Source organism: Homoserinimonas sp. OAct 916 (assembly GCF_003260275.1).
GTDB lineage: Bacteria > Actinomycetota > Actinomycetes > Actinomycetales > Microbacteriaceae > OACT-916.
Genome location: NZ_QJHB01000003.1, coordinates 40,621 through 57,718, shown reverse-complemented (window position 1 = coordinate 57,718; position 17,098 = coordinate 40,621). Strand labels below are relative to the sequence as shown.

10 protein-coding genes, 1 tRNA gene and 1 pseudogene are annotated in these 17,098 nt (G+C 63.8%); 4 read left to right on the top strand and 8 right to left on the bottom strand.

The window, feature by feature from the left end; genetic code table 11:
* Nucleotides 1–87 precede the first annotated feature (87 nt).
* Complete coding sequence (locus DL891_RS04130) at nucleotides 88–7,509, bottom strand: DUF5979 domain-containing protein (RefSeq protein WP_157962380.1); 7,422 nt, start codon at nucleotides 7,507–7,509, stop codon at nucleotides 88–90.
* Between the two features lie 448 nt (nucleotides 7,510–7,957).
* Nucleotides 7,958–8,033: transfer RNA gene (locus DL891_RS04125), tRNA-Ala, on the bottom strand.
* 110 nt (nucleotides 8,034–8,143) lie between these two features.
* On the opposite strand from DL891_RS04125, the gene DL891_RS04120 reads away from it, so the two are divergent.
* Nucleotides 8,144–8,626, top strand: coding sequence for a hypothetical protein (locus DL891_RS04120; protein ID WP_111719170.1), 483 nt, complete (start codon nucleotides 8,144–8,146; stop codon nucleotides 8,624–8,626).
* A 46-nt stretch (nucleotides 8,627–8,672) separates the two neighbouring features.
* Here DL891_RS04120 and DL891_RS04115 read toward each other — a convergent pair whose 3' ends face one another.
* From DL891_RS04115 to galU, 3 genes are read right to left on the bottom strand one after another with little or no spacing between them, the layout of a single operon-like run.
* Entirely contained in the window at nucleotides 8,673–9,620 is a 948-nt protein-coding gene (locus tag DL891_RS04115; RefSeq protein ID WP_111719169.1) for a hypothetical protein, read from the bottom strand.
* A gap of 39 nt (nucleotides 9,621–9,659) precedes the next feature.
* Nucleotides 9,660–10,337 carry a GNAT family N-acetyltransferase gene (locus tag DL891_RS04110; protein ID WP_111719168.1) on the bottom strand — a complete coding sequence of 226 codons (678 nt, stop codon included), beginning with the start codon at nucleotides 10,335–10,337 and terminating at the stop codon, nucleotides 9,660–9,662.
* A gap of 33 nt (nucleotides 10,338–10,370) precedes the next feature.
* The gene (galU, locus tag DL891_RS04105) at nucleotides 10,371–11,264 is read right to left on the bottom strand and encodes a UTP--glucose-1-phosphate uridylyltransferase GalU (RefSeq protein WP_111719167.1); all 894 of its coding nucleotides are present in this window, start codon (nucleotides 11,262–11,264) and stop codon (nucleotides 10,371–10,373) included.
* A 92-nt stretch (nucleotides 11,265–11,356) separates the two neighbouring features.
* Here galU and DL891_RS04100 point away from each other — a divergent pair, with 92 nt between their 5' ends.
* Nucleotides 11,357–11,935 (top strand): 5-formyltetrahydrofolate cyclo-ligase, encoded by a 579-nt coding sequence (locus DL891_RS04100; protein ID WP_111719166.1) that lies wholly within the window; start codon nucleotides 11,357–11,359, stop codon nucleotides 11,933–11,935.
* 174 nt (nucleotides 11,936–12,109) lie between these two features.
* Nucleotides 12,110–12,250 (top strand): annotated as a pseudogene (locus tag DL891_RS17765) (FmdB family zinc ribbon protein); the annotation flags it as partial.
* A 14-nt stretch (nucleotides 12,251–12,264) separates the two neighbouring features.
* On the opposite strand, the gene DL891_RS17760 reads toward DL891_RS17765, so the two are convergent.
* On the bottom strand, nucleotides 12,265–12,519 hold the full coding sequence (locus DL891_RS17760; RefSeq protein WP_368665616.1) for a hypothetical protein: 255 nt from the start codon (nucleotides 12,517–12,519) through the stop codon (nucleotides 12,265–12,267).
* A 76-nt stretch (nucleotides 12,520–12,595) separates the two neighbouring features.
* Between DL891_RS17760 and mscL the strand changes: the two genes are divergently transcribed.
* Nucleotides 12,596–13,003, top strand: coding sequence for a large conductance mechanosensitive channel protein MscL (mscL, locus tag DL891_RS04090; RefSeq protein WP_111719164.1), 408 nt, complete (start codon nucleotides 12,596–12,598; stop codon nucleotides 13,001–13,003).
* Between the two features lie 12 nt (nucleotides 13,004–13,015).
* On the opposite strand, the gene DL891_RS17035 is transcribed toward mscL, so the two are convergent.
* Together DL891_RS17035 and DL891_RS04085 are read right to left on the bottom strand one after the other, a co-directional pair.
* The gene (locus tag DL891_RS17035) at nucleotides 13,016–13,252 is read right to left on the bottom strand and encodes a hypothetical protein (RefSeq protein ID WP_157962379.1); all 237 of its coding nucleotides are present in this window, start codon (nucleotides 13,250–13,252) and stop codon (nucleotides 13,016–13,018) included.
* A gap of 19 nt (nucleotides 13,253–13,271) precedes the next feature.
* On the bottom strand, nucleotides 13,272–16,979 hold the full coding sequence (locus DL891_RS04085; RefSeq protein ID WP_232819013.1) for an AAA family ATPase: 3,708 nt from the start codon (nucleotides 16,977–16,979) through the stop codon (nucleotides 13,272–13,274).
* Nucleotides 16,980–17,098 lie beyond the last annotated feature (119 nt).

Here is a 17,098-nt window from a genome sequence, read left to right as displayed (position 1 = left end):
CATTTGATGAGGCCATCATACGGGTCTTCGGCTGGGGGTCGCCCACAGGCGTGCGGAAGCCCGGCCCGGGCTTCCGCACCGCGGGGATCAGTTCTGACCGACCTGCTCGCGCCTGCGACGGATCAGGTACATCGCGCCCACAATCAGTCCACCGCCCAGAATGAGGATTCCCGAGATCAGCGGCAGCAGCCCGATGTTCGCGCCGGTTGTGGCGATCCCGTCACCGAGAGGGCCATCACCTCCGTCACCGGGTGGGCCCTCATCTCCGTCATCGGAGAGGTCGGCGTCGAACGTGTTGGTGATCGTGGCCTGGGCGTTCTCCGCATCCCCCGTGCCCGCAAGCTCGATGGTGGCGGTCACCCCCTCGGTCTTGACAGTGTCTGATCCGGCGACTTGAACCGTGATCGAGGTGCCGTCGGCGCCCTGGGTCTCGGTCTCCGTCAGGTCGCACGTGGCACCGACCGGCAGGTCGTCGTAGCTGACGACCAGGGTGTCGGGCGCTTGCAGCAGGCGCTCTGCGCCACCGGGAATGGCGACCGGCTCATCGACTCCGTCAACAGGCCAGGTGCACTGCAGCGAAACCGTGAACGGACCGTCAGCGCCCTCGGCCGCGAGGTTGCCCTCGACCACCTTGGTCACCTGAAGTGCTGTGACATCGAACGTGTTTGTCAGGGTGACGGTCACAGGCGCTTCAATCGAGTCGGTGATCGTGACGACCCCGTCTGCCGGGCTGAGCGCGCTGTGGGTCGCCCCACCGGTGGCCGTCTCCTCGACAGCGCACGTCGCACCGACGATGAGGTTGCCGATCACACTGGTGTAATCGTTCGCCTCAGACAATTGCACCATCCCGTCGTTCGCGAGTGGGATCGCCAGCGTCTCGCCGTCCTTCTCCCAGGTGCAACTCACATCGGCGGTGAACGGTCCGGCTCCGTAGAGTTTGGCGCCGGCGCCGTCAACAACCTTCTCCAGCTGCAGCGAGCCCAGCTGGAAGGTGTTCGTGGCGGTCATCGCAACCTCAGCAACCGAATCGTCGCCCTCGGCCGTTGAAGGGATGACGACGATGCCATCAGCCGGGTCGAGCACTGTGAGGTTGGCGCCCCCGGTGGCCGTCTCTTCAACGGCACATGATGTGCCCGCCGGGAAGGTGCCGAACGTGCGCGATGAATTCGCGTCCAGCTCGAATGTCGCCGAGAGCAACTTCTGGCCCTGGTAGGTGCACAGCACGTTGAACTCGAACGGTCCGGCGCCGTACAGCTGCGCGCCGTCACCGTCGACAACCTTGGTCACGGTGAGGATGCCCGAGTCATAGCCGTTCGTGACGGTCACCTCGGCGTGCACGGCGCCCACCCCGATCGTCGCGCTGCCGTCGCCGCCGTCGGTCACATCTGTGCCGACGATGACGATGTCATCGGCGGCGGATGTTCCCACCTCGGCCAGCGAACAGGTGGAGCCCACGGGGATCGTGTTCTCCGGCGCGGTGAACGTGTCACCGCCGGCGAGCGCGAACTCGAGGAGTGTCGATCCGTTCTCATCGAACGTGACCGGCGAGCCCAGGGAGGACTCGCAGCTCAACGTGAAGTTAAACGGGCCGAACTCGCCCAGATCGGCTTCAGTCTCAACGAGTTTCGTGACCGACAGGCCAGAGAACTCGTAGACGTTGCCGATCGTGGCGATTTGCCCGGCCGGAACGGCATCATCAGCCGTGGTCACGTTGTTGACCAGCAGCGTCACCGGGGTTCCGGTACGCGAAGTCTCGCCGAACTCGCCGACCTCGCCCTGCTCGGTGACCGTGCACGATGCTCCAAAGGGGATTCCATCGATGCGCTGTGTGAACTCATTCTCGCTCGACAGCGTGATCGTTTCGAACGAACTCATGTCCAGATCGACGTCTTCAATGCTGCACTGCACATCGGCCAGGAACTCATCCGGCGCGTAGCCGGCAGCTGGCCCGGAGACGTCCTTCACGATCTCGATAGCACCGAACAGCAGATGCACGCCCACTCGGCCAGGTGACAACTTGCTGGCCTCCGTGCGGCCCGTGTGCTGATACTTCGCCCCGAACTGGTTCCAGGCGAGCGAATCGGTGCCGGGAACAGCTGACGGCGCGCCCGTGGGATCTGCTTCCGATGCGGGCACATTGATGGTGCTGAAGGTGACATCGACGAACTCACCGGCCGCCAACACTCGCGCAGCTGTTTCGCTGAAGTCCAGGGTAACGCGCAAGCCGGATACTGCCGACCAGTCGGTCGACGAGTCGACCGGAGCCCAGTTCTCGCCGTTCTGGGCACATGGCTCGTGGTTGAGCAGGTTGCCCCAGGTTCCGGCGCAGACGCCGCTTGATGTGGCAACCTCGATCGTGGAGTTGGTCCCCGAGGGCGCCGTGACCTTGAGGGTGCCCGCGATCATCTGCGGACGGTAGGCCGAGCTGCGATCTGCACCGGAGATCAAGAACTGGTCGCCGGCAACAGGGAGCTGGTCGAAGATTGTCACGCTGTCGACCGTGACGGTTCCAGCATTGATCGCCCGCAGAACCCAATCGTCGGTCCCACCGATCTTGCTGTGTGCCACGCAGGGGGCGCGGAAGTAGTCCCCGTCGGTTGCGCTCAGGGTCGCGGCGCACGTCTGGTTGGCATTGCCCGGGTTGTAGGCACCGGGCAATGAGCCGCTCACTCCCTTGACGGTGAACAGGTTCGGGCCGCTCTTCGGGGCAACATAATCGGTTGTGCCACAGGTGGTCTTGTCGTTCGTCCACGCGTCGGTGGTGGCGCCGGTCGGCACCGTGTTCGAGCACGACTGCAACACCTGGTCGGTGGTGACCGTCATCTCGTTGACGGCGTGACCACCCGAGGCCAGCCCCGGCTGGAGTTCCAGCGCGACTCTGATGGAGAAGGATTCTCCAGGAGCCATCCGTCGGCCCTCCTCCGGCCAGGTGAACACAAGCTTCTGGCCGTCCTGGACCAGCGTCACGTCGGTGGAGAGACCACCGGCCGGGCCACTGTAGACCGGTTCAACCCCCGTGTAGAGCAACTCTGCTGGGAGAAAGTCCCGTAACTCGGCAATGGTGAGGAACCCGGTTCCGTTGTTTCGGAAGGTGAGATCCCAGGGCACCAGGTCTCCGACGTTCGCGACCCGGTTGCCGTTGTTGGTGAGCTTGTTCACCTGCAGTTGGAACGTACCCGGGCTGAGGTTCACGCGGGCCGTGGCCGCACGTTCCTCAGATTCTTCGCCGTCCTTGCGCAGGCTCTGAACCACAACCGTGTTGTCGACGGAGCCGGCGAGAACGACAGCCTCGTTCGATTCGCGGTAGACATCGCGCAGTTGCACGGTGAACCGGGCAGTGCTCGACCAGGTCGGTGCAGGCAACGAATCGGAGAAGTAGCCGCCGTCAGATCTCGTGAAGGTGAATCGGATTCCCTGCACATCGGAGTATTCGCTCGCGTCGATCGACACCTCGGCGTCAGCAACCGCGGCCGGAGATCCCGTCGCCCATTCCAGTACGTCGTCGGTGCCGAACGGCCCGAACACGTCAACTTGTACCCGGTCGGCCCCTGCCGGCGCCACGATCGTACCGAGCCCAGTGAAGTCGAACTGGTTCCAGAACTCCGGAGAGGAGACGCTGTCGTCCTGCAGCCGAACCTCGGCGGGAGCCAGAGTGCTCACTGGTGCCACCCCCTGGTTGGCGCCCAGGGTCACCGTGATTTCGGTGCCGCGAGTCGGTTCGGTGAGAGAGGTCGGTGTGACCGATTTGCTGGGGCCGACGTTGAGGTCGCCGCCGGTGAGCCGCGCGGTCGCATTCGCGCGTGCGCCGTTCGTCTGACCGTCGGGTCCGGGGAACAAGACCGGATCGTACGATTGGGCGAACACACGGTTCAGCACATCGACGGACTTTCCGGCGGCCAGAACCTGCGGCGCGCCAGTAGAGCGAAGCGTCTTGCGCAGTTGTGTGTCGAGCACGACCGTCAGATTGTTCGCCTGGGTGATCGTTCCGGCAGTTGTCGCCGGGTCGGCGCCCTGGAAGGTGACACTGATTCCGACAACGGTGGCGAGATCGGCTGCGCTCATCGCGTTGACGGCGGTGGCGGTCGATTCTTGTTCGGAGAATTCTCCCCCGCTGTATCGCAGCAACCACACAGTTGATGCAGAAAGGTCAACCTGGTTCGAAATGCTCGCGGCGATAGTGACGTTCTTCAGGTCGAACTGCTGGAACGGGCTGCCGAACCCGGCGACGGTCGAAACATTATTGTCGACGACAGCGCTGAACGGGTTCTGGACCGCGCCAGTGGCCGTGCCCGGGGTCTGGCACTGCTCGACGGGCACGGTGTCTTCACACGTCGCAGGATCGGTGACCCGCACGTATGAGGCCGCCGCGATGGAGTCGTTCTTCGCGGTCAGGGTGAACGTCGCGTTCGGGTAGTCCTCGGCATCAGTGCCGGCGAACGGCACGAAGATTGGCGTGGTGGGTGTGACCGTCTTGGTCACCGAGACGCCCGTGGGTGGGTCGATGATGAAGATCGTGTCATTCGCGGTATCGCGGACGGAATCCCCGGTACTCGGTTTCGCATCGATGGACACCGTGTTGTCGACGACACCCGCATCGGCCGAGTTATAGACCGCCGTGCTGGTCACGAACGCGACGTCGGGCGTGGCAGGTCGTTGAATGTTGCGAATCTGCCACGACAGGGTGAACTGTCGGTCAGCGCTACTCGCGGCCACTCCGGTTCCCGGGGCAGGAGCGTAGGGGTCGAAGGCGGAGCCGATCTCAGCAGCAGCGTGGCGTGCATCGGAGTTCTCTGCGAGCACGAGGCGTACACCTGTGGTGTCGGCGCGCTCCGCCTCGGTCAAGTTGTAGCCGGCAAATGCCCCATTGTGAACCCATCCGTTGTGCGGGGTTGTTGCGGCTGCCTGCCAGGCGCCAGCGCTGGTGCTCCAGAGCTCGACCGCCGTGATGGTGTCGTACTTGAGGAACCAACCGTTGCTGAACTCGGTGTTGGAGGCCGCGATCGCGTTCACTCCCACCAGATCGAACGCCGCGAACACGGAGTTTGCCGGGTCAGGAGGGTTGATCGGGTCTGTGCTCGGGTCTGCGATTGTCACCGTCTCGAAGCCCCGGCCGACGCGCCAGTCGAGCGTCGTCGAAGCCCGCTCACCCGACTGTGCCGACACAGAGTTCTTGTCCCAGCTCTTCTCGATGTTCGCGGTGCCGGGTCCCCCAGGGCCACCTGGGTAGGCGATGATCTGCGCCGTGCCGGTGTCGGTGTCAGTGTCTTCGAGCGGCGTACCGATATCGGTGGCGCCGGTTCCGGTGGTGGTGGCCGTGTTCGTGTATTCGACCGGCATCGGGTTCACTGCTGCGACTGCAGTCACCCCTCCTCCGGCGCGCAGTGCACCACGCGCCTCGGACACGACATACGGTGTGACATTGGTGTCGGCAGAGAAACCAGCCGCGTTGTCGAAGGTGAATCTGATGCCGGTCAGGTCGGTGATGTTGACTCCAGATGGGAGCGCGGCCTCAATCTCTGTCTTCGTCATCTGTGCGATGAATGCTGCGGGCGTTGAGGGGAACACCTCAAGTGTCTGCCAGGAACCGTCCGAGCTCTGCACCTGGATGGTGAGTGCCGTTTGGGCCGGCACCTGAGTCGGTGCGACGGCGGACAGGTTGAACGCATTCCAGAACTCGCTGGTCGACTCCGGGTTGACCAAGGAGTCCTCCACCACGATCTGGGTCGTGGTGACATAGTCCGAGCTGGTGGTCAGCTTGGCCTCGAGCTTGGAGATCACCGGGTCACCGGCTTGAACGGGAATTGACGGACGCACCGACTTGGTGAGGGTCACAGCGATCGCGGGCTGCAACAGGGTGAGCACATCTGAGTCAGTGGCCGTTGCGGTCTGGTCGTTGGATGCGGTCACTTTCGATGTTGCGGTGTTCGTGGTGACCAGTGAGGTCGCGGGTGCGAGCACCGCAGCTTCGGTGGTGTCGATCGTGAATGTGACCGTCGAGCTGGATGCCGACGAAATGTGGCCAACTGCTGCCGTGTAGACAATCTCGAAACCGGAGATCTTGGTTCCAGGAGCAGCGGGAACCTCGTTCTCTGCGAAGGTGACTGTCCCTGAGGGAGTGCCGTCGAGGGCGTGGTAGGTCACGACCGCACCGGTCGCACCTGTGGGCCAACTCGGGGCTGCCGTGAATCCGCCGAAGGTGATCTCCTCGGTGAAGTACCCGAGGTCGGAGATGGTGAGTTCTTTGACCCCGCCCGCAGACTCATTGGTGGCGGTGATCGACGCAATGGAGCTTTCTCCGGCAGAGATTCGGTCGGGTGCGATGTTCTTGGTGATCGACGTGTCGATGGCGACCGGCGTGACCTTGTAGTCGGCGGTCGCGATTTCGGAAACCGGGTCGCGGTCGTCGCCAGGCACTGCGGTTCCTTGGACAATGTTTTTCACTTCGTGTGTGCCTAGGGAAAGGTCTGCATCGGTGTTGCGGTGCCGGGCACGCAACGCGAGGCCGAGGTCGACCGAGCCGGCGGCGCCGGGGGCAATTGCCTCACCGGCGTAGGTGATGCGAATACCGCCGGTGGCCGGGTCAATACCTGAAGGGAACTCCAAAGCGGTGTCAGGGGTACCTTCCACCCACTCCCAGGTGCCGTCGGCCTGCTTCAGAAAGTGGTCAACCTGCACAGATTCGGCACCGGCAGGCAAAGTGGCGTTCGCGAAGCCGGCGAAATCGGTGATCGTGAAGGGGTTGCTGGCATCCAGCTGAGTGTCGCCGTTTTCGGCGGCCTTCGGCTCCTGCAGCACGAGCGTCTTCACTGGCACGTTTGATGTGTTCGTGACCTGTAAGCCGATTGTCGATGCCGCACCCTCATCAAACGATTGTGTGCTTGGCGACCAGTTCTTGGTGGCGCCGACGCCGATCAGGATCGGGTTGGTCACGGTGATGACAGCGCTCGACGAGTCGGGGGCGGAGTTGGTTGCTGAGGTTGTGGCGGTGTTCGTGATCTCGATCGAGCCAGGCTCGACAGTGTCTGGAACCTGCAGGGTGATCGACACTGTGAGGTTCTGGCCGCTCTGCATGCCCACCCCGGTCGGGGCGGACGTGACACCGGTGAAGTCGACACTCAGCACGGTGTCTGCCGTCGCGATCGCGGGGTGGTTCGCGCTGGTCTCACCGCCGACGATCCACCTCACGTTGCGGGGAACAACAGAATCGCCCGGCACCATGTCCACACTTTGAATCGCATAGCCGGCGAGTTGCGGCGGCAGCGCATCGGTGAGGTTCGCTGCGATACAGGACTGTTCGGAGCAGCGCACGTCTATCTCGTAGGTGAACGGTTCCCCAGGCGCGAGTTCATGGTTGTCGACGTGCTTCTCGACGGTGAGATACTCCGGGGCGCCCTCAGCGGCGAACGCCACGTTGGCGAAGGAACCGGCCATTGGCCCGGCAAGGGCGACAGAGAGAACCATCGCCCACGCGGCACGCCAGACGGTGCGGGTGCGAGAGTTCTTCTTCAAAGGGGCAGACAGGAAAACACGGGCGGAGGCACGCGACAAGGGACTATCTCCAAGGGAAAGTGAAACGACAGATGATTCGGGATTCTCAGAATCCCCCTGCTCGTTCGCCGGATTTGATTCTGGGCGGGGGTCTAACGCCGCAATCGGCTCCCCCATCAGCCCACGCTAGGAGATGGGCTCGCACCGGTTGAGGATTTCTCTGTTTTTCACCCTCGAATTCACCCTCAACGCCCCCTGTTCGTGGGGCGATCCCAGGCCCGGCGGGAAGTGAGCCGCTCACCCGACTGCTTTGCGCCGTCACCGACCCAAACGAGCGCTCAGTCGCTTCTGGAAAGATCGGCGGTCAACAGCTCACAAAATCGCCGACAAGCGGGAGCAGCCGGACGACTCTGAGCCACCGACGAGAAGGAATGACCTGGCGAGATCGGCCAAGGCCCGGTGTGAGAACTGGTGGAGCTAAGGAGATTCGAACTCCTGACCTCTTCGATGCGAACGAAGCGCGCTACCAACTGCGCCATAGCCCCAGACTGCCTAGCCACAATATCACCTCAGGAGGCATCGCACGTGCACACCCCGCCACCGAACGGCTCACATCGGACGTCAACGACGAGGTGCGGGTCTTAGGATTACAGGCATGGCTCACTCTTCCGAACCCGAGAAGAAGCGCCGCGCCCGCCGGAATCCAGACAGTGTCCCTGTGCTGTCGATCCTGATTCGGGTGGTCGGCGTCGCCGCAGTCATCGCCATCGCATTCTGGGTGGTCACGTCGATCGGCATCCGCACCACCGCGAACTCCGATGCCGACTTCACCGCGGTCACTGCCCTCAACGATGTGAAGACGGCCCAGACCGTATCCCTGAACGCAACCGGGGAGTACCAGAGTGTCAGCGGGCTCATCAGCGGCGGCTTCCTGAAAGCCCCGGCGGCCGGCGCCACCGCCCCCACGGTCGACGACGTCAAAGTCGCGCTCGGCGACAAATGCTTCGTCATCACCGTGAGAAGCGCGAGCAACGACGTCTACTACAACTGGTCCGAGCCGCGTAGTTCGAAGAAGCTGGACCCCAACGATCCGCCCGACACATCTTGGTGTGCTCCGTTTCCGATGCCGGCGGGCTGATCAGAAAGCCGATCAGAGCCTGATCGAGTGTGTGGCCAGCGGCAGGTCAGCCGGCGCGACGCCTGGACAGCACGGCATCCAGGTCGAGTGCACGCGACCCGTCGCCGTCGACGATTCCCATGCGAGCGAATCTGCTCGCGGGTCGGCTCTCGGCCGGAGTCGGGATCACTGACTCTGGGGCCGCGACCGGAATTCGTGGGGGCTTCGGCTGCAGTTCGGAGGCCCGTCGTTCCACTTCGGCCTTCTTCGCGGCCTGCTCCAGCTCTGCACCGGCAACACGTGAGGCCATGGCTTCGGCGGCAAGGGTGCCGCGGGTCAGGTGCAGCGGCTGGGGCAACGGCACCGGGGTCCACGGAACGACCGGGCGCTCGATGACGGGATCGGCGAACTCTGCACGGTCGAACACGTCATCAGAATGCTTATGGATCGTTGCGACGGGCTCGGGACCAGTCGTGGGCTTGCGGGCCAGACGCACTTGCGCCGCCAAGCCAATAATCGTGGTGGCCGCTGCGGCGACGAGCACTCCCCACAGTCCGGTGGTGGCCAGCACGCCTCCCACGGCCAGTCCGGCCAGTGAGAAAACGATGAGACCGGTCACCAGCAGGCGACGGCGACGGAGCGCCGGCCGTTGCGCCGCGGGACCAAACGTGGTGTTGCCCAATTGGCGGGCGGCTTGGATTCGCCTCGCCGACTCCGCTCGTCGCAACCTGCTCACCGCTTCTGCTGCGGCCCGAGACTCCGCTTTGGCCTGCGACTCGGCTTCGCGCAGGAGCTGCTTCTGCACCGACACGGTCTTGGCCGTGGCCTCGACCTCTACCTGCCGGGGCACTTCGGCAGTCTCGGCAAGAATCCGCAGGGTCTGCTGCAGCCGCACGGCGTTTCGTTCGGTCGCCAAGTATTCACGTCGGCGAAGCCAGGTGGGCACAAGGTAGACCAGCCACAGGGCAGCGGCGATCGCAAACATCACCCCGCCGCCCAGCACGTCTGCACCCATGGACTCAACGGTACGAGTCGGGTGGCCGGCCAGCCGGGATTAAGGCACGGTGTGTCCGGTCGAATCTCCGGAAAGACCGGGGGTTTCAGCCGCAGCCCATGCGGCAGCGTCTGGCTCTCCCAGCCCGGGGGGCACCTGACCGTTGCGCCACCGGTGCAGCACGCCCTGTGGCAGCTCCTCGGCCACCAGCGCGAAACAGAAGTGGTCGCGCCAGTCACCATCGATGTGGATGTAACGCCGTCTGAGCCCCTCAAACCGGAAACCCAACTTCGCCACCACCCGCAGGGATGCCCGGTTCTCCGGGCGTATACAGATCTCCATCCGGTGCAGCCCCAGCTCACGGAAACAGTGGTCCGTCGCCAGCGCCACGGAACCCGGAGTCAATCCGCGGCCCGCGAAACGCTGAGACACCCAATAGCCGATCGAAGCCGAAGACAACGAGCCGTACGTGATCGACGACACGTTGAGCTGCCCGGCCAACTCCCCATCGCACTCGATGATGAAGGGCAGCCCGCCGCCGTCTTTGGCGTTGTTCAGCAACGACCGGATGCTCGCGCGCACGTCGAAGACAAGCGCCCCGCGCGGGTTGGTGGCCTCCCAGGGGCGTAACCAGGAACGATTATCAATCAGTTCCCGCTCGAGCGCACGGGCGTCACGGGCGCGAATGGGGCGAAGGGTGAGAGAGCCCTCCCTCAGCGTCGGTATGGTCAGCGCCATGAAAAGCCACCCGCCTCGAATCTGCCTCGTCGATCACTCAAGCGTGTGGACGAAGTCCTTCAACCACGGGCGCAGTTCCAACCCAAGGTCTTCCCGCTCGACCGCCAGCTGCACGATCGCCTTGATGTAGTCGGCGCGATCACCGGTGTCGTAGCGTCGGCCCCGAAAAACGACTCCGTAGACGCCGCCGGCAATGCTCGGATCGGCCGCGAGCACCTGGAGCGCATCGGTCAGCTGGATCTCGCCACCCTTACCGGGAGGGGTCTTCTCCAGCACCGCGAAGACCTCGGGACGCAACACGTAGCGTCCGATCAGTGCCAGGTTGGACGGCGCATCAGCAGCATCCGGCTTCTCGACCAGACCGGTGACACGCACCACATCGGGATTGTCGGTCGCCTCCACCGCGGCCGCCCCGTACATATGAATGCTCTCGGGCGGAACTTCCATCAGAGCGATGATCGTCGCCTGTCGGGCTACCTGCTCGTCCAACATCAGACTCAGGAGAGGGTCACGTTCGTCGATCAGGTCGTCTCCGAGCAGCACAGCGAATGGTTGGTCACCGACGTGATTCTTCGCGCGCAGCACCGCATGCCCCAAGCCCTTCGGATCGCCCTGACGCACGAAGTGCACATCGGCGAGGTCGCTGGACGCATTCACTCGCTTCAGCCGCGCGAGATCCCCCTTGCGCTCAAGGGTGTCCTCGAGTTCGAGCACTCGGTCGAAATGGTTGGTCAGGGCGTCTTTGCCACGGCCGACGATCATCAGCACGTCTTCGAGCCCGGCCTCGACCGCCTCTTCGACAACGTATTGGATGGCCGGTTTGTCGACGACGGGCAGCATCTCCTTCGGGAGCGCCTTTGTGGCCGGGAGAAAACGAGTGCCGAGGCCCGCTGCGGGGATGACTGCCTTGGTGATTTTCTTCTGCATGCTTCTGAGCGTATCGGGCAATCGGTGTCGCTGTCATCGCCCGAGCCGTGCCCGCTCGGTCTCGTCAGACCCGTTCAACTAGAGTGTGTTGCATGAACAGCGACCCGAGTCATCAAAAACGGGCCCTGCGCGCCGAGTTGCGCGAGCGTCGGAGAAACATGACCGCACTGGAGAAGGACGTTGCGACCGACGGGCTCACCGGCCACTTGATCGAACTCGTGAGCGGTCTGAACGCCCGGTCGATCTCCTGCTACCTGCCCACTCCGAATGAGCCCAACACCCGGCCGTTCCTCAACTGGGCGCAGGATCATGACATCCGCGTCCTGTTCCCGATCTCCAGGGAGGACGGCTTGTTGGATTGGACGGTCGGTGGCCCCGGGGCCGAGACCGATGGGCTCTTCGGCACCCCAGAACCCCGGGGAGACCTGCTGGGCCCGATAGCGATCAATGACGTCGACCTGATCATCGTGCCGGCCGCGTCGGTGGGGCGTGATGGCCTGCGGATGGGATGGGGGCGAGGCTATTTCGACAAGACACTCGGTTCGATGGATCGCAGGCCGCCCGTGTTCGCGGTGATCTTTGACCACGAGCTGGTCGACAGTGTGCCGAGGGAGTTGCACGACCAACCGGTCGACGGCGTCGTCACACCGGGCGGGGTCATCCCGTTCTGAGCGAGCCGGTATTCTGGTGAATGACCGGTAGGCCGCTTTGCGTCACCGCATTGGCTGGCCACACAGGCTGGCCACACTGACTGGCTACACTGACTGGCCACACAGGCTGACCACACTGACTGACCACACTGACTGGCCGCATCGACTGGCCACATCGACTGTAAGGAACCACACGTGCCCACTTACTCATACCTGTGCACAGACTGCGCCCATGAGTTTGATATCCAACAATCTTTCGCCGATGAGTCGCTCACGGTCTGCCCCGCCTGTGGCGGAGTGCTGCGCAAGGTCTTCAGCCCCGTCGGGGTAGCCTTCGTCGGGTCTGGTTTCTACCGCACCGACTCTCGCGACCAGCCATCGGGCAAACTGCCGGTACACAAGAGTTCTGAGAAGCCAAGCGGAAAAGAGAGCTCGACCGGTAAGGACTCGTCCGGCCAGTCGAAGATACCAAAGCCGTCGGCGAACCCCGGCGGCAGCGGATCCGGCAGCAGTGGGTCCGGCAGCAAGGATTCAGGATCCGGCTCGAAGGCCGGGCGCTCCGCGACGAGTTCGACCTCGAACGCCCAGAAATAAGCGACGTCCACACGCCGCAAAACGGGGCTGCATCAGCTAAAATCAGGAAACTGTTCAATTTCTCTCACCTTCACAAAGGAGAACCCCGTGAAAGGCTTCAAAGAGTTCTTACTGCGCGGAAATGTCGTGGACCTCGCGGTGGCGTTCGTCATTGGTGTAGCCTTCGCTGCGGTCGTGGCCGCGTTGGTCGACAACGTGATCAACCCGCTGATCAGTTCCATCTTCAAAGCAGACAGCTTAGACAAGGCGATGGTCGTGACCATCGGAAACAGCCAGATCCTGTTCGGGGCCTTCCTCGGTGCTGTGATCAACTTCGTCATCATCGCCGCGGCCGTTTATTTCCTGTTCGTCGTGCCGCTGAACCATTTCATGACGAAGTTCGCCAAGGAGAAGGAAGCAACTCCCGCGGAGGCGACCGAGCTGGAACTTCTGGCCGACATTCGCGATCTGCTGGCAACGCCGGCGATAACGAGCGACGGCAAACACACTCCCTGACCGAATTTCCGCTCAACTCCAGTGCGGAGGCTTGTCGCGCCTCAGGCGGTCGTCATTGTTGTCGTCAGGGTCGTGCCACGCCTGGTTCGTGCTGTCTGCTGACGGTTCGGGCGGCTGTGTGTTAAGTGACACATTCTGCGCCACAGCCTCGATCGAATCGGCAGAATAGCGCACACGTCTGCTCGTGCCCGGAACCCTCTGGATGCGAGGCTCGCTTACCGCCTCACCGGCGGGCTCAGACTCAGTCATGACCAGTTCTCTGTCGCTGCTATTGGCCGTCCGGCTGAACCGGGATCGGCCCCGTGGCTGTCGAGACGTCGCGCACACCGATCAGGGCGGCGATCCGAGACGCCACGGCTTGCGGATCGGCGAAGAGTTCGAAGTTGTGCACCCTCAAATAGTGCCAGCCCAGTCGCCGCAACACCACTGGTCGCAGCCGCAGGGACTCGCGCAGGCTACGGGCGCCAACCACCGTGTCGGTCTCGACCACCACCGCGCGACCGGCGTGCGTGGCCACCAACGAGAGCTTTCCGCGGTGCCCGAGCTTGGCTGTGATTCCCATTCGGGAAAGGCGCGCCACCAGGTCGACCAAAAGCGGTTCGGCCTCTGATTCGGGCTGATCTGCGGTATCGAGTGCTGCCGTCTCGGCAAGCACACGGGCAAGTGCTGCGATACCGTGCCTCATCCGCGACACGTCAATGTCCTCAGGGGTGAAACAGGAGACGATGGCCATCGAACGGCGAGCACAGGTCATTCCGACGGCGAGCAACCTCTCCCCGCCCGGCTCGGCCAGCGCCCCGAAGTCGCTGAGCAACCGCCCATGTGGGGTGCGACCGTAACCGATCGAGAAGATCACTCGGTCCCGGCTCTGCCCGACAGACTCCTGCAACGTGGCAACAGTGAACGATTCGGCACGGTCGGACAGGATGAATTCGCTCAGCTCAGTACGACGGGAGAACGCAGCGAGTACTGCCTGGTGCACGCGCACCGCATGGCGAGCACTCGCGGTGATGACCATCAGAGATTCCTTGGGCCGATTGGTGGCGTGGTCGAGCACCAACTCGACCACCCGGGCCACTTCGGCGTCGACGCTCTCGACGGTTCCGGTTTCCGGGTCGGGCATACCCCGACCGTCGGCCACGTGGTGCAGCTTGAGGCTGTCGTGCCCGAGATAGGTCCCCGCCCACGGCAGTGACTCGATGCGGCCACCGTAAAAGCGACGGTTCACCAATTCGGCCAGGTCTTCACCTCCCGCGCGGTAGCTGCGGGTGAGTGTGAGCGACGGCAGCAGTGCACCCAGCCGCGAGAGCGCGGAATCGGCGTGGATCTCGTCCACGTCGGCCTCCGGCTGGCCGTCCTGGCCCTCGACCACGCCAATGTTGAATGCCGACGGCGTCTGCGTGACGAGGTCTCCGAACGCCACCACCTGGCGGGCACGCCGGATGGCGCCGATGTTCTCAGCAAACGTGGTGGCACCGGCGTCGACAAGGAAGACGGCATCGAAGTTAGCACCGGTCGGAATCGTGTGTGTCTCATAGGGTGAGGCCAGCCAGACCGGGGCAAGGATACGCGCCAGGTTGGGCGCCTGGCCCTCCAGACTCGCTGGGGTGGTTGCTCCCGACTTGAGAAGTGCGCGGATGCGTTCGGTCTCCTGCGGGAAGTCGACCATCGCGATCTTCCAGGTCTCGGAGAGCTTCCATGCCAGCAGTGGGCCGTTCGCCTTGGCATGGGCCTCGTCGACCAGCCGGAAGTCTGCCTCCAGGCGATCGACGACCTTGGTGTTCGCGTTCAACAGGGCACGTTCGTCGGCGAGCATCGATTCGAGGACCGACTGCCACCAGGCGTTCTCCAACTCGTCGGCAACGTTCTCCTCGGCGACGTGGCGGTGGGCGAGGTCTTCGAGCAATGGCTCGAGGTTGAGCGCATGCAGTCGACTGAGAATCGCGGTGCGCTCCTGAAGGTTCGCGAGCACCTCAGACTCTGCGGAGAGCCCAGCGATCTTGTTCACGAGTTCGCCGATGGGCAGGCCCGCAAGTTCAGACGCGGTTCCGAGAGTGCCCAGTGGGGTATCGAGCTGAGCCAGGTCTCCCGAAACCCGCTGGTAGGCGACCTGCACGTCAGCGATGCCGGTCGGCAACTGCGGCGTGGTGCCGGCGGCGACATACCGCTGCCACAGCGTGCGCTGCTGCTGGATCTTCCTCAGGCTCGCGTTCATATCGGTGACATGCACCCCCGGCCGCAGGTATTCCCTGGACAGTTTGCGCAGGCGCCGTCGATTCGCCCCCGACATCTGGGGAGATTCCCGCTTCGAGGAAGTGGCGGCGATCAACTCGGTCAGCGGACGGTCGAACACTGCCGGCCTGAAGCGATCCAGTGTCTCTCGAATGTCCATGAGCAGGCGCAGGTAGATGCCGAGTTCGGCGATCGACTCGAAGGGGCGCATCCGGGTCTGCCCGATCACGTCGTAGGCCCGGGCCAGGAGTCGAGGCAGCTGGATCTCATTGAGCCGCTTGGCGAGTTCGTGGGCCTCGGTGGCTTCCTCGGTGGTCGAGAATGAGGCACCGTACCAGGGCGAATCGTCGGGACCGTAACGGAACTCCCCCAACGCAGCGGCCTTCACCAACAGTGCCGCAATCTCCTCGCGCCCACGGGCGAGCGCCTGGATCGATTGCCGGTCGAGCCGTGCCCTGGTGGTGGGGGCGACCGGCAACTGGGCCAACCGCGTCAGTTGGTCCAACGCCTGGAGCACGGAGACTCCCAGAACCCGATCTGTGCGTTGCAGCGCCCCGCGGTAATCGAGCAGCACCTTGCGCAGGCGTACCAGGGCGTCGTCCACCTCGGAGATCGCGGGCTCGGTAGCCTTCTCGTTGCGCGCGATCGAGTGGATCAGGTCACGCCGGAGCGTTTTGACCGACACGGCCATTCCCGTGAGTTGCGCCTGCGCCAACCGATGGCGGATACCGTCGAGGCTGGACTTGCGCGGGCTGACCACCAATACGCGCTTATGTTGCGAGACCAGGGCACCGATCGCATTGACGATCGTCTGGGTTCCACCCGTTCCGGGCAGCGTCTTCACGACCAGCGAGGAGCCGGCTGCGATGTGGGCGATCGCTTGTTCCTGCTCGGTGTCTGCGTCGAGCAGCAGCGTGTCCAGCGACGGAGAACGCTCGTCCTGCCCGGTCACTGTTGCGTTCAGTCCGGCGGAGGCCACAACCTGCCGCGCGGTCGGGTTTCCGGCGACAGCGTCGAGAATCGGATGGTCGAGGTCCCGCGCATCGGCCAACAGGTCGGCGCTCACCGAGGCAAAACTGGAGACCACCAACCGGGGCTCGACGTTGAACCACTGCAAGTGGGAGGTCAGTCCGCGCAGGCGGTCGATCACCGGCTGCGGTTTGAATTCTCCGTTCGTCAGAGCGAGGGCGACGAAGGCGTTGGCGTCGAGAGTGATCTGGAACTGTTCGCTCAGCGCCCGCGCGAGTTCTGGGTTGAGGAACGGCTGGCCCTTGAGTTTGAGTTCGAAGTCACGACCGTAGCGCCTGATCGCGAGCGGGCGGAGCAGTACCGGTGCCGTGAACTCTTCACCCTCGTGTCGCCAGTGGGCCAGACCGATCGCGAGGTGCACTGCTTCGATCCCACGAACGGTGCGCAGTTCGACACCTTTGGCCGTGATGGCGCTGGCAGCGACCCGAGCGTTCCTGAGCGCGAGATCATCACGGATCAGGTTCGACAGCAGCACCGAATGGCCGGTGATGAACTGTGGCAGTCCCCCCGGGTGCGTGGTGCTGAGTTCGATGCGGGTGCGCGGTGCGTCGGAGAAGTGCAGCAGCGGCGAACGGCCGCCCAGCGACTGGAGTTCCTCGCGCCACCGCTGCCATTCGGGCTCCGCGATGTTTCCCGCGGGCACCCCGGGATCGCCGGTGCTCACGGCGTGAGGGCTCGCTGAAGGATGCAGCGCCAGGCCGCCTTCTGTCTGCAGTTCGGGGTCAGCATCATCCGTGCGTTCGGTAAGGATGTCGCCTCCTGCGTGTTTCTTGTCGAGTCTCCACACATGGCCACCCTAAATGCGCATGCCCCCAATCTCGGTCAACGGGGCCG

Excerpts from the sequence above, each read along its gene's own strand:
- DL891_RS04120 (WP_111719170.1), top strand. The coding sequence starts at position 8,144 with ATGGCTCACTCTTCCGAACCCGAGAAGAAGCGCCGCGCCCGCCGGAAT.
- DL891_RS04115 (WP_111719169.1), bottom strand. The coding sequence starts at position 9,620 with ATGGGTGCAGACGTGCTGGGCGGCGGGGTGATGTTTGCGATCGCCGCT.
- DL891_RS17035 (WP_157962379.1), bottom strand. The coding sequence starts at position 13,252 with ATGACTGAGTCTGAGCCCGCCGGTGAGGCGGTAAGCGAGCCTCGCATC.
- galU (WP_111719167.1), bottom strand. The coding sequence starts at position 11,264 with ATGCAGAAGAAAATCACCAAGGCAGTCATCCCCGCAGCGGGCCTCGGC.
- DL891_RS04110 (WP_111719168.1), bottom strand. The coding sequence starts at position 10,337 with ATGGCGCTGACCATACCGACGCTGAGGGAGGGCTCTCTCACCCTTCGC.
- DL891_RS04100 (WP_111719166.1), top strand. The coding sequence starts at position 11,357 with ATGAACAGCGACCCGAGTCATCAAAAACGGGCCCTGCGCGCCGAGTTG.